We start from the raw sequence: 13069 nt of genomic DNA on the forward strand, positions 1-13069 counted from the left end.
GCCATGGATTACTGGACCGCTCTGAATCATTGGTCCCAACAACGCCCCGATCATCTAGCCGTTGCTTCTACCGTCGGCCAGCTGACCTATTCTCAGCTAGCCGACTACGCCCAGCAACTGGCTACAACGCTGGATGCTGTTCCAAATCAACGAATTGGAATACTGACCAGCGACCCCGTTCAGATGGCTGTCGGCTTCCAAGGAACTGCGCTGGCGGGCAAGACCTTAGTAGTGCTCGACCCAGCTTGGCCTGAAGCGCTCCTGCGTTCAATGATCAATCTGCTTCAGTGTACCCATCTGATCTCCCAGGACTTACCGGAATGTCTTGATGCCGACACCTTCAAGCTGGTTCCACTCCCCCAGAGTGGTTCAACTGGCCCACGGATCACCCGTGCCAATTCACCCAAACGTGAACTACTGATCATCTGCACTTCGGGTACAACATCACGACCCAAGGCAATTGTCAGGACCGCTGAATCCTGGACCACATCCATAGCTTCCGGTGCAGACATATTGGGAGCAACCTCAGCTTCGATCACGCTTTCTCCCGGTCCAATATCCCATGGTCTCGGACTGTACTCGCTGGTGGAATCCTTACACACCGGTGGAACATTCGTGGGCACCGGTCGATGGAATGTGGACGGAACCCGCACGCTTCTCAAGCGCTTCAGGTGCAACAGAATTGTCAGCGTTCCCACCATTCTGGAACTGATGCTCAACAGCATAGATGCCAACCTGCTTGGCCACGTGACCTGCGTGGTTAGCGGCGGAGAATCACTACGTCCCGTAGTCGTGAACCAATTACATAGTCTTGTCTCCGTGAGGCACTGCGTTGAATACTTTGGGAGCAGCGAACACAGTCTGATTGCCTATGCGAAACGCGTCCCCGGAGGTATGGCTTCCAACAACTTCGTTGGGACATTGTTCCCAGAGGTAGAAGTTCACCTGCACGACAAGGATCTGCACACTGGCACGGGACGCGTATTTGTTCAAAGTCCGTTTAACGCGATTGATTACTTGGCCGAGACCGCCCCACCCATGGCCAGATGCCACACTTCGACAAGCATCTGCGACATGGCAAAGGTATCGGGTAATCGCGAGATAACTTTCTTGCGGCGCGGTGACGGAATGCTGAATCTGCACGGCAACAACATCTACGTCCAAGAAATAGAACAGGCTTTTGTCCGAGTCGGATTGCCTCAGATAAAGATCCAGGTCCAGGGCAGTGACGGAAATGAACGCCTCGTCGCCTTCGTCTGCTCCACACCTGTTGATGGCCAGGACCTCTTATCCGAGCTCGGAGAATTCCTGCCCACCTACAAAATCCCCCACGAAGTCATATTCATGAGCCGTTGGCCGCAAACTTTCAGCGGCAAGGCGACCCTATTGCATCTGGGCGAAGGCTCCAAAGAATTCCTACAAAGATTGCGACTACGATGACTGACGCCTTTGTCATTAATGCACTACGCACGCCGATCGTTAGGGCAGGTAAAGAGTACGCCCGCACAAACGCCGAACAACTTTTGGCACCGGTTTTTGATGCCCTGCTCGAACGCTGTGGAGTGTCGCCGGCGAGCGTTGATCACGTGTTCGTTGGAAATGCCGCAGGACCGGGCGGCAATATTGCGCGCGTCGCGGCGCTCGCTTCGAGCCTACCTTCATCAGTTGGAGCTACCTCTCTGGATGCACAGTGCGCTAGCGCGTTAGAGGCCATTGCAGCCGGCGCACGCATGATTCGTTGTGGCGAGGCTCAGATTGTACTTGCTGGTGGTGTGGAATCGGTCAGCACCGCGCCCTGGCGGGTCGAAAAGCAGACGTCTTCCATCTCGCCGCCAAGACTCTATTCACGAGCAAGATTCACTCCGTTTCCAGACCCCGATCCAGACATGGGTACCGCTGCAGAAAACATTGCTGCACGATTCGGTGTGAGTCGGGCTCGGCAGGATGCCTTTGCCTTGCAAAGCCACCAACGCGCAGTGCAAGCTGCGGTGGATGGCGTCTTTCGCGATGAACTAGTTCCAGTGAAGACCGCCTCTGGACTCATCGAGGAAGACACGTGTCCTAGATCCACGCTCAGTGCCAAGAAGCTGGCTACGCTCAAACCCGCTTTTGTGGAAGGCGGAAGCGTGACGGCAGGAAATTCTTGCCCGATCAATGACGGGGCAAGCGCTGTGCTCTTGGTCAGCAAGAAGGTTATTGAGAAGCTGCAGCCGCAGTTTGCCCTGCGTTATCTCGCATCGTCCTCTGCCGGATGTGATCCTGAAATTTTGGGGATGGCCGCTGCACCTGCCTATCAAAAACTTTCAAAGCTTCTGGAGGACGCACCACAGCAGTACGAGCCGCTGATTGAGTTTAATGAAGCCTTCGCCGTCCAAGCGCTGGCCTGTCTTGACCAATTGGGGATCGCTCCCGAGTCAGTCAATCGAGAAGGCGGAGCCTTAGCAATTGGGCACCCCTACGGCGCTAGTGGAGCTATTCTAGTCACGCGGCTATTTTCTCAAGCACGGCGAATGAATCTGTCTGGGCAACGGGCTTTCGCATTGATGGCTGCGGCCGGCGGCACAGGTAGCGCCATCGGGTTTGAAACAGTCATCAATTGATCTCTACTCGCGTCGTACAGTAACCCGTATTTTCAGCACAGTCTCTAACTCAAACAAAAAACGCGAGTCGCTACGGATCTTTTCGGATCTGTAGCGACTCGCGTTTTAGGAGTCGAAATTAGATGTTGAACCCAAGGGCTCGCATCTGATCGCGACCGTCATCGGTGATGCGTTCTGGACCCCAAGGTGGCATCCAAACCCAATTCAGACGGTGATCATCAACGATGTTCTCCAACGCCTTTGAAACCTGCTCCTCGATAATGTCGGTGAGCGGGCAAGCTGCGGTGGTCAACGTGAGATCAAGAATTAGCACGCCATCTTCTGCGTACTTCAAACCGTAGAGCAGCCCCAAGTCAACGATATTAACACCCAGTTCCGGGTCAATAACGTCCTTAAGTGCTTCCTCAACATCTTCCAGAGGAGTCGAAACGGCTCCTACGCTCTGCTCGGTTGATTCAGTCATTGAAATACCTTTAGGCCTTGACGTTCAGGTAGCGGTCGTAGCCTTCGTCTTCCAGACGGTCAGCAAGCTCCGGGCCGCCCTGTTCAGCAACGTGACCGTCGACAAACACGTGAACGAAGTCAGGCTTGATGTAACGCAGGATGCGAGTGTAGTGGGTGATCAACAAGGTACCCATGTTGTTCTCATCCTGTGCGCGGTTCACGCCCTCAGATACGATCTTCAGTGCGTCAACGTCCAAGCCCGAGTCGGTCTCGTCGAGAATGGCGAACTTAGGCTTGAACAGTTCCAGCTGAAGGATCTCAACACGCTTCTTCTCGCCACCGGAGAAGCCTTCGTTGACGTTACGACCAGCGAAGTCGGCGTCAATCTTGAGCTTGCCCATAGCTTCCTTGACGTCCTTGGTCCAAGTACGCAGCTTCGGAGCTTCTCCGTCGATTGCGGTCTTAGCGGTACGCAGGAAGTTGGTCATGGTTACGCCTGGTACCTCAACTGGGTACTGCATAGCCAAGAACAGGCCAGCCTTAGCGCGCTCGTCAACGCTCATTTCCAGCACGTTTTCACCGTCGAGGGTGATGGAGCCGGAGGTGACGTTGTAGCGTGGGTGGCCAGCGATGGTCGAAGCCAAGGTCGACTTACCCGAACCGTTAGGACCCATAATTGCGTGGGTCTCGCCGGTCTTGATGCTCAGGGTTACACCCTTGAGAATTTCTTTCTCGCCCTGCTCGGTGTCAATAGAGACGTGCAGGTCTTTGATTTCCAGAGTAGACATACGTCGTTCCGTTTCTTTCTAAAAAGCTCTAAGGCTAAAAAGCTGGTGAAGCGAGTACTACCTAGTGCTCGGTAGCAGCCAATTCTTCTTCGATGGTGTCGGTCAGTCGCTCCTGGAGAGCTTCGTCGCCGATTTGCTGAACGATTTCGTTCAGGAAGCCACGGACTACCAAGCGGCGTGCGGTCTTTTCGTCGATACCGCGAGCCATCAGGTAGAAGAGGTGCTCATCATCGAAGCGACCGGTGGTCGATGCGTGTCCAGCACCATCGATCAAACCAGTTTCGATTTCCAGGTTTGGAACCGAGTCAGCGCGAGCGCCGTCGGTCAGAACCAAGTTGCGGTTAGCTTCGTAGGAATCGGTACCCACAGCTTCCTTCTGGATCAGCACGTCGCCAACCCAAACAGTGTGTGCGTCCTTGCCCTGCAGCGCGCCCTTGTAAAGAACGTTCGACTTGCAGTTAGGAACTGCGTGGTCGACGAACAGACGGTGCTCAAGGTGCTGGCCGGGATCTGCGAAGTACAGGCCGTAAAGCTCAACTTCCGCACGTTCGCCGGTGAAGCGAGCCGATGGGTTCACACGAACCAAGTCGCCACCGAAGGAAACAACGATGTGCTTGAACTTAGCGCCCTGGGCAACCAGTGCCTGCTGCGAGGAAGCGTGTACTGCGTCATCTTCCCAAGCCTGCAGTGAAATCACAGTCAAACGGGCGTTGGCGCGAACATCAAATTCGATGTTCTGTGCCAGTACTGCCGAGCCAACGTGATCCAAGATCACGGTAGCTTCTGAGTTTTCTTCAGCAACAATGATCAGGTGCTGAGCGGCAGGAACCAACGATTCGCCGGTGATGCGAAGGCTAGCGTTAGCGCCTTCAGCATTCTTCGGAATGGTCACAACCTGAGTCTCGGAAGCGAACTTCCAAGCATTGGCTGAAACGCGATCATCCGGAGCATGCGCTACACCGTTGAGGGAATCATCTGCAGACACAACCGAAAGCTTGGCGATGTCATTTCCGGTGAGTTCAACCTTTGGAGCTGCGCCAGTGAGGTCATCACTGTGCAGGCCCTTAAGTCGCTTCAAAGGGGTGAAACGCCAGTCTTCTTCACGACCGGTCAGCTTTGCGAAATCCTCAACGTTGGTGCTGGTCAAACGACCGGCACGCGAAGAATCCGGAGCAGCAACTCCGCCACCGTGGCTGTGTGCCTTGGTGGAGGCACCGCCTAGTGGCGAGCTGTCATTATCGTTGATCGGCGAAAGATCTTCGCCCTCTTCGGTGAAACCAGGAATGGATGGAGCGCCAATGCGCACCTTCTCATCTGGGATGTGGGTGGTGGTCTCCGACATTCTTAACCGACCGATCCTTCCATCTGAAGTTCAATAAGGCGGTTCAGTTCCAGCGCGTATTCCATAGGAAGCTCACGCGCAATTGGCTCAACGAAGCCACGCACGATCATCGCCATTGCCTCGTCCTCGGCCATACCGCGGGACATGAGGTAGAACAGCTGCTCTTCGGAAACGCGGGAAACGGTCGCCTCGTGGCCCATGGTGACGTCGTCTTCACGAACGTCGATGTATGGGTACGTGTCCGAACGCGAAATCTGGTCAACCAGCAACGCGTCACAGACCACCGAGTTCTTGGTGCCCTTGGCACCTTCCTGAACCTGAACCAGACCACGGTAAGCCGAGCGTCCACCGTTACGAGCAACCGACTTGGCAACAATGGCCGAGGAGGTGTTCGGAGCGATGTGAACCATCTTGGAACCGGTGTCCTGGTGCTGGCCTTCGCCTGCGAAAGCGATGGACAGGGTCTCGCCCTTGGCGTGCTCGCCAACAAGGTAGACCGCAGGGTACTTCATGGTGACCTTGGAACCGATGTTGCCATCGACCCACTCCATGGTTGCGCCTTCTTCACAGATAGCGCGCTTGGTCACCAGGTTGTACACGTTGTTCGACCAGTTCTGGATCGTCGTGTAGCGAACGCGAGCGTTCTTCTTCACGATGATTTCCACAACTGCCGAGTGCAGCGAATCAGACTGGTAGATCGGGGCGGTGCAACCCTCGATGTAGTGAACGTAAGATCCTTCATCAGCGATGATCAAGGTGCGCTCGAACTGACCCATGTTCTCCGTGTTAATACGGAAGTAGGCCTGCAGTGGGATTTCTACGTGTACGCCCTTAGGAACGTAAACGAAAGAGCCACCGGACCATACTGCGGTGTTCAACGAAGCGAACTTGTTATCGCCTGCTGGGATTACCGAGCCGAAGTACTCCTGGAAGATCTCTGGGTGTTCCTTCAGACCGGTATCGGTATCAAGGAAGATGACGCCCTGAGCTTCAAGGTCCTCACGCAGCTGGTGGTAAACAACCTCAGACTCGTACTGAGCGGCAACACCGGAAACTAGGCGCTGCTTTTCAGCCTCAGGAATACCCAACTTGTCGTAGGTGTTCTTGATGTCTTCAGGAAGCTCATCCCAAGTGGTTGCTTGCTTCTCGGTGGAACGCACGAAGTACTTGATGTTGTCGAAGTCAATGCCCGAGAGGTCTGGACCCCAGGTTGGCATTGGCTTGCGGTCGAAGTACTTCAGCGCCTTCTGGCGGCGGTCCAGCATCCATTCTGGCTCGGACTTGAGGGCGGAAATGTTCGCCACAACGTCCTTGTCAACGCCGCGGCGAGCGTTAGCACCCGCGTCGTTCTTATCTGACCAGCCATATTCGTAATTGCCGATTCCTTGGAGTTCGGGGTTCTTCTCCAGAATTTCGGAAATTACACCTGGGTCTGCTGACTCCTGTGCAATCTGATCCGTCATCGCGGCCTCTCCTGCTTCGTGAACTGAATTCGAGTTCTCTTCTCGGCGCGCATTGGCGCCTTTTCACGCCCCACAGGGATGTGGGTCGTGCACACGTGTCCGCCGCCAGCCAAGGTCGACAATCGTCGAACGTCGACTCCAAGCAATCTGGCGAACATTTCAGTTTCCATGTCGCAAAACACCGGAAACTCTCGTGCCAAGTCTTGTATTGGGCAGTGGCCCTGACACAGCTGAACGCTATGCATCAAAGCGGTTGCCACTTTTGTATCAACTTTTCGGCTGTACCCCACAAACCCGTCCGCGCTAAGCAAATTGCTTAGAACTTCGGCTCGTGCTTCCAGTCCTTCAACACCGATCAACGCTTTCGCGTATCGGGTCTCCATTTGTGCGAAACGATTACGCGCGAAGGTGCGAATCGCATCGTCTCCTGCCGCATCGCCGAGCATCTTTAGTGCGTCGGTAGCGATTTCCAAGTAGTCGTTGCCGAGCTTCGTCTGGCCGCGGTGCGAAAGCACGTAGCGACGTGACGGGCGTCCGGCGCCCGACTTCTGGTTTGCTACCAGTTTCACTTCAACAAGTCCCGACTTCGAGAGAGCGTCAAGGTGACGGCGTACTGCTGCCGGAGTGAAGCCAAGCTTGTTGCCCAGCTCCGCTGCACTCACAGGTCCGTCCTCTAGTACTGCGTAGAGAACACGATCGCGCGTGCGTTCTTCGGTATCCCCAACTGCACCAACTGTTTCGGCAGTGGAGCCACTAGCTGAGTCTAAATTTGATGAATACACAACACAATCATGCGTAAATTTTTGCTCTAGGTCTAGTAAGGAAGGGCTTACTAAGTGAGAGCTTGCCCACCTCGTCATCCGATACCTCTTAAGTAAGAACTTCTCTTTCCATTCTCTCGCCCCTAGTCGGTGACCGCGAGTCTTGGTGACACAGTCCTCAAAATTCCAACTTCGACATGTCGTAGAATGTTTTGGTGTCTTCCCAAACCCCCCGTCTGATCATCAATGAACTGGCCAAAGATTTAGGGCCAGTCCCAGCCTTGGACAACCGCATGCTGCGCGTCCTAGAGTCAGTGACCCTGAAGGCTTACCCCGGCCAGATCACCACGCTGCTCGGGGCAAATGGCGCCGGCAAATCCACCACCCTGGCCTGCGCCCAAGGCTTACTGCAACCCAACGGTGGCACGGTCGAGCTACTGGGTCAGGATCCCTTCGGCGACAACCCCGACCTTCGATCGCGGGTGGGCGTTATGCTTCAAGACGGCGGACTTCCCCCCTCGATGCGGCCAGTGCCGTTGCTGCGACACGTCGCATCCTTGTATAAGAACCCCATCGACATTGATGCGTTGATCACACGACTAGATCTCGAGTCTTTTGGGACCAGAACTATTCGCCGACTCTCCGGCGGCCAAAAGCAGCGTGTAGCCATGGCTATTGCGCTAGCTGGCGATCCAGAAGTTCTTTTCCTTGATGAGCCCAGCGCCGGGTTGGACCCACAGTCGCGTCAAGTCGTTTTTGATTTGATCTCTGAGCTGCGTGATGCCGGCAAGGCAATTATTCTCACCACTCACCTCATGGATGACGCCCAGCGCCTAAGCGACTACGTCTACATCATCGATAAGGGCTGCACCGTCGCCCAAGGCACCGTTGCCGAACTGATCGAGCGAGCTGCCGAAGATCAAGACACCCGGCCAATTGCCTTTGCGGCACCGGCTGGCCTAGTCCTTCCAGAACCGCCTGCTGGTTTACACCTTTCAGAAACCTCTCTCGGCGAATACCGCTTGGACGGTGTCAGCTCCCCCGAACACCTGAACTGGTTAACCACCTGGTGGGTCCAAGAAGGTATTCTGCCCACGCAGCTCAACCTTCAATCACGCAGCCTCGAAGATGTGTTCCTCGAATTCGCACAAAAGGAGGAACGCGCATGAGCCAGCCAGTAGCAACGTCAAACGCCACATCGCCGCTCAAACGTATTCTCGCTCAGGGTAAGTACGAGTCCATTCAGATGCTCAGCAATGGTGAGCAGCTCATCCTTGCCGTGGTTATGCCGCTGATTGCATTGGTCGTTCTGAACGTCACCGATCTGATCGAGGGTGTAGCGGAACGAAATATCGACGCCGCAGTCCCCGGCGTGTTGGCACTGTGCGTTATTTCAACAGCCTTCACTGGTCAGGGCATCGGTACCGGCTTTGATCGCCGTTACGGTGTGTTGACGATGTTCTCCACTACTCCCCTGGGTAAGGCTGGTCTGATTTTCGGCAAGGTTATTGCCGTGCTGACCGTCTTGGTTATTCAGGTTGTGCTGATCACCGCTGTGGGCCTGTTCATGGGCTGGCATCCAAACCTTGCGGGTATCGCCCCAGGAATCCTGTTCTTGCTCCTAGGCGCGGCCGCATTCACCTCTCTGGGTCTGCTGATTGCCGGAACCGTTAGGCCAGAAGCAACCTTGGCGATCACCAACCTCGCTTGGATCCTGCTAGCTGGCGCTGGTGGCGTCTTGTATCCACTGAGCATGGCGCCGGCGTGGATTCAGCCCACCTTGAACGCCTTGCCCTCTGCGGCCTTGGGCGATGCAATGCGCGACGCATTAATTTCAGGACACTTCAGCATTGCTGGACTGATTTTCCTTCTCTTGTGGTCCGCAGCTGCATCCTTCGCCGCCATCAAGCTGTTCAAGTGGAACTAAGCTACCGAATTAGTCTCTAAGGGAGATTCCCATGTCTTCAGACCTATCCGCACAAAGCTGGGCCAGCAGGTTGCCAACAAAAATCACGCCTTTGGTGCACGGCCTAGCTATCGCTTCTCTGGTTTCGCAAGTTGGCATCATCGTCACCGGTGGGGCTGTCCGCCTGACCAAGTCTGGTTTAGGTTGTTCACGTTGGCCGAATTGTGTTCCAGGATCCATGACGCCCGTTCCTGAAATGGGAATTCACGGCATCATCGAGTTCGGAAACCGCACGCTGACTTTCGTTTTGCTGTTCATTGCCATCGCGTTCCTGATTTCGGTTTGGTCGATGCGTCGCAGCCACTCAACCATTTTTAAGTTGGGCCTGATTCTGCTTCTGGGTATCCCTGCTCAGGGCGTCATTGGTGGCATTACGGTGCTGACCGGGCTGAATCCATGGATAGTTTCCTTGCACTTCCTGCTTTCCGGAACGTTGGTCATGCTGGCCACGCTCCTGGTGAACCGCACTCGTACCGAGCTCAAGAAGCAAGTAAGTCCCCCGGCTACCAAGAGCCTTCGACAGGTTTCGACTGCTGCCTGGATCTTCTCAATCGTTTCAGTCATTCTTGGCACCATCGTCACCGGCACCGGGCCGCACGCAGGTGACGCAACTGCGCCAAGGCACATGTTTGATCCATCGTTGGTGACGCGGATGCACACTGCCCCGGTCTACCTGCTGGTTATCGCGACAATCGCCCTGATCATCATGACTCGCAAGTCGGATGTGAACCGGCGCCTGCGCACTTCCGTCTGGTGGCTGGTGGTAGTCATCCTTATCCAAGCCGCTATCGGATATACCCAACACTTCACCGGGCTACCAATCGGTTTGGTTCTCCTGCATATGCTTGGGGCCAGCCTGTTGCTGGTATCCAGTACAGATACCTGGGATCGAACTTCGCTTCTTCCGAAGTATCAGCGAGTCGACAACTAGTCTCGGCGTAACGCTCGGGTGGCCATGCAACTAAAATGCATGGCCACCCGAACTGTTTAAAATGTGTTGACAACCGCCAGGGGCCTAACTTGCCAGCTTACGTTTCTCAAACCACAGCAGGCCATATAAGCCAAAGTAGAAGTACGCAATACCCGCTAGCCATAACGCTGCCATCAACATCCCTTGATCAAGGATGGAACCGATGGACACCCCTGCTCCAATGACGCAAGTTGCCCAGAGCGCCAGCCTGAATTTGAGAACGAACCCTACGCCGCAAAGGAGTCCGAGCGCTGCATAGACGTAGGCGCCTGCTCCCTGAACGCCACCGGTGGCCAGCCCAGCTAAGGAAAGCAACACCGGGATCAACAACACGACGCCACCGATAGCTTGAACGGTGCGCGACCGCTTGGATCTACCAACATGGCTGAGTTTTAGATTATTTGCACCGGCGAGCATCCAGGCGGTGACCATCGAAGGCACGAAAAACATTCCCAGCCCGGTCCCGCAGATAATCACGACAACCGTCATGACAATGGCGGCCGCAATGCTGTATTTTCGCGCAGTAGTCGGCTTCATGACGGCTGACGCTGCAACCATCAAGGCAAGTGCCAAGAAAATTAGAAGCTGTATTGCCGCAAAGACATCGGAGTAGTCGTAATTGATGCTCAGTCCTTGAAGCTCTACAGGGCCAAAAGCCATGTTCACAATGGTTGAATCCGAGGATCGCGAAATAATCGCGGAAAACAGACCCGTCACCAACGCGACGATGCCCAGTACCCGGCGGATGCGACGCAGTCGAGGCGAGTTTCCGTCACGCAGCACGTCTTCTAGGTACGGTGCCGCTACTGCTTGCGGAGTTCCGAGGGCGGCAATGATCTCGCTTTCGCTACGCCCCCTTTCGCGACCTTCATCGATGTGCTCCGCGATATCTTCAACGAGCTCTCGTCGAGCCTCTATCGGCACATTTCGTAATTGATGATCCAACGACCGCAGATAGGCCTCCACGCTTTGGTTCTCAGCTGCCTTCGCCATCTTGCCCTCCAAGCAATTGTTCAACCTGTTCCGTAATGTCGGCCCACACGGCGCGGAACTCCTTGAGCATGATCTGCCCGTGGCCGGTGATTGAGTAGTATTTTCGCTTTCGGCCTGCCCCGCCTTCTTCCCAACGAGTCTCGACCAACCCTGCAGTTTTCATTCGGGCAAGTAGCGGATACAGGCTGCCTTCCCCTGCCGTCAAATGACGTTTCGTCAGTTCCTCAGCAAGTTCTAGCCCATACTTGTCGTCGTTAGCCAGTGATCCTAGGACGCAATATTCGAGAACACCCTTGCGTATATTGGTTGCTATCTTTTCGCGCTGTTCGAGCATGGATTGAGCATACCTTGCATAACAAGACTTGCATAGCAAGATCAACTTGCATGATGCAGACCGACATTAGGTGGACTATAGAGCGGGCACTAACTACGTCCTGGCACCGGGCATGCAAAAGCCCCTCCGCCAATCCAAAGATTGTTTGCGAAGGGGCTAGCGGATCATGAACTCCAAAACGGCTTTTAGCCGAACAGTGGACTTCCGACAAACGGATCAAAAGCCAATGCTAGGAAGACAATCGTCAAGTAGGTGATCGAGATATGGAAGACCTTCATAGCCTTGCGGTTGACTACTGCTGGTTTGTGATCGCCCTGAGCTTCGCGATACAGAACGTGCGACTCTATGACGAACCAGATGCCAGCACCACCGGCAATGGCCGTGTAGAGAATGCCAGCGTGGCCCAAAGGAACTAGCAGCATTGAGCATACGACGGTTGCCCATGCGTAGAGAACAACTTGAACGGATACCCGGCGTGCGTTGGCAATTGCGCCAAGCATAGGAACCGAGGCTGCGTTGTAGTCATCCGCGTACTTCATGGACAGTGGCCAGTAGTGAGGCGGAGTCCAAAGGAAGATGACCAAGAAGAGAATGACAGCTGGCCACTCAATCTTTTCGGTAACGGCCGCCCAAGCAATCAGAACTGGCATACAGCCGGCGATGCCACCCCAAACAATGTTCTGAGCAGTGCGTCGCTTCAGAATCATCGTGTAGAAGACAACGTAGAGAAGAATCGCAGCGAGACCCAAGGCAGTGGTCAGCGGGTTGGTGCCGAACCAGAGAACAACAAGCGACGCAATGGCCAAGACCCACGAGAAGATCAACGCTTCTTTTGGCGTCAGGTCTCCAGTTACCAGAGGGCGTCCCTTGGTACGCTTCATCAACTTGTCCATATCGCGATCGATATAGCAGTTGAATGCACCCGAAGCACCGGCTGCCATTGCGCCACCAACGAGGGTGGAGATCATGAGCCAGAGCGGAGGGAATCCTCGCTGGGCGAAGATCATGGTCGGAAGGGTGCTTACCAGCAGCAACTCGATAACGCGAGGCTTGGTCAGCGAGAAATAGGCGCTGGCCTTACGCTTCACAAAATCTGAGGTGCTCTCACCAGGCTGACGCGACGCGCGCGGCACTGATGCTCCGGCGACACTTTGAGTCTTCAATTAAACGCACTCAGTTCTTCACGGGTACAAGATAGACAAAATCATTCTACGCCCGATAGAAATTCTTTGAAACTCCTTAGCAGGCTCTTCCACGGCAAATCTTGGTGATCTCGGTCAACCTGCTCCACAAAAGTTTGATCCGGCTTACCGCGCTTGCTCAATGGCTCGCTTGGTCACCTCACCTCTTAGCGAACAGCGTCACGAAGTCTCAATATCTGGACAAGGCCTCCTGGAGCTCGGTTCGC

At 54.9% G+C, this 13069-nt stretch carries 13 protein-coding genes; 5 read left to right on the forward strand and 8 right to left on the reverse strand.

Translation table 11 applies throughout. The features are described 5' to 3' along the window. The first annotated feature begins 3 nt into the window (after nt 1-3). A complete protein-coding gene (locus AC1Z3F_RS06650; protein ID WP_262197572.1) occupies nt 4-1440 on the forward strand; it encodes a class I adenylate-forming enzyme family protein in 1437 nt (478 codons plus the stop codon). Beyond that, the gene (locus AC1Z3F_RS06655) at nt 1437-2600 is read left to right on the forward strand and encodes a thiolase family protein (RefSeq protein ID WP_483566835.1); all 1164 of its coding nucleotides are present in this window, start codon (nt 1437-1439) and stop codon (nt 2598-2600) included. The genes AC1Z3F_RS06650 and AC1Z3F_RS06655 overlap by 4 nt, the downstream gene beginning before the upstream one ends. A 118-nt stretch (nt 2601-2718) precedes the next feature. Here AC1Z3F_RS06655 and AC1Z3F_RS06660 read toward each other — a convergent pair whose 3' ends face one another. From AC1Z3F_RS06660 to AC1Z3F_RS06680, 5 genes are all read right to left on the reverse strand, one after another. Then, nucleotides 2719-3063: a metal-sulfur cluster assembly factor gene (locus AC1Z3F_RS06660; RefSeq protein ID WP_131088400.1), complete on the reverse strand. Its 345-nt coding sequence runs from the start codon at nt 3061-3063 to the stop codon at nt 2719-2721. Between the two features lie 10 nt (nt 3064-3073). After that, nucleotides 3074-3832 carry a Fe-S cluster assembly ATPase SufC gene (gene sufC / locus AC1Z3F_RS06665; protein ID WP_131088401.1) on the reverse strand — a complete coding sequence of 253 codons (759 nt, stop codon included), beginning with the start codon at nt 3830-3832 and terminating at the stop codon, nt 3074-3076. Nucleotides 3833-3893: 61 nt separating this feature from the next. After that, entirely contained in the window at nt 3894-5174 is a 1281-nt protein-coding gene (gene sufD / locus AC1Z3F_RS06670; protein WP_483566836.1) for a Fe-S cluster assembly protein SufD, read from the reverse strand. Between the two features lie 2 nt (nt 5175-5176). Further along, nucleotides 5177-6637, reverse strand: coding sequence for a Fe-S cluster assembly protein SufB (gene sufB / locus AC1Z3F_RS06675; protein WP_131088403.1), 1461 nt, complete (start codon nt 6635-6637; stop codon nt 5177-5179). Then, nucleotides 6634-7419: a helix-turn-helix transcriptional regulator gene (locus AC1Z3F_RS06680; RefSeq protein WP_131088404.1), complete on the reverse strand. Its 786-nt coding sequence runs from the start codon at nt 7417-7419 to the stop codon at nt 6634-6636. Before AC1Z3F_RS06680 ends, sufB begins: the two co-directional genes overlap by 4 nt. A gap of 191 nt (nt 7420-7610) precedes the next feature. On the opposite strand from AC1Z3F_RS06680, the gene AC1Z3F_RS06685 reads away from it, so the two are divergent. Genes AC1Z3F_RS06685 through AC1Z3F_RS06695 form a run of 3 tightly spaced genes read left to right on the forward strand, consistent with a single transcriptional unit; the run spans nt 7611 to nt 10295 of the window. Next, a complete protein-coding gene (locus AC1Z3F_RS06685) occupies nt 7611-8567 on the forward strand; it encodes an ABC transporter ATP-binding protein (protein WP_483566837.1) in 957 nt (318 codons plus the stop codon). After that, complete coding sequence (locus AC1Z3F_RS06690; RefSeq protein WP_262197567.1) at nt 8564-9325, forward strand: ABC transporter permease; 762 nt, start codon at nt 8564-8566, stop codon at nt 9323-9325. Before AC1Z3F_RS06685 ends, AC1Z3F_RS06690 begins: the two co-directional genes overlap by 4 nt. Nucleotides 9326-9356: 31 nt before the next feature. After that, a complete protein-coding gene (locus tag AC1Z3F_RS06695) occupies nt 9357-10295 on the forward strand; it encodes a COX15/CtaA family protein (protein ID WP_262197566.1) in 939 nt (312 codons plus the stop codon). A gap of 84 nt (nt 10296-10379) precedes the next feature. Here AC1Z3F_RS06695 and AC1Z3F_RS06700 read toward each other — a convergent pair whose 3' ends face one another. From AC1Z3F_RS06700 to AC1Z3F_RS06710, 3 genes are all read right to left on the reverse strand, one after another. After that, nucleotides 10380-11327 carry a DUF1700 domain-containing protein gene (locus AC1Z3F_RS06700; RefSeq protein WP_483566838.1) on the reverse strand — a complete coding sequence of 316 codons (948 nt, stop codon included), beginning with the start codon at nt 11325-11327 and terminating at the stop codon, nt 10380-10382. Beyond that, nucleotides 11311-11661, reverse strand: coding sequence for a PadR family transcriptional regulator (locus AC1Z3F_RS06705; RefSeq protein ID WP_131088409.1), 351 nt, complete (start codon nt 11659-11661; stop codon nt 11311-11313). Before AC1Z3F_RS06705 ends, AC1Z3F_RS06700 begins: the two co-directional genes overlap by 17 nt. A gap of 185 nt (nt 11662-11846) precedes the next feature. Beyond that, nucleotides 11847-12794: a heme o synthase gene (locus AC1Z3F_RS06710; RefSeq protein ID WP_262197563.1), complete on the reverse strand. Its 948-nt coding sequence runs from the start codon at nt 12792-12794 to the stop codon at nt 11847-11849. Nucleotides 12795-13069: the final 275 nt, after the last annotated feature.

This window comes from Glutamicibacter sp. MOO4 (assembly GCF_056934395.1).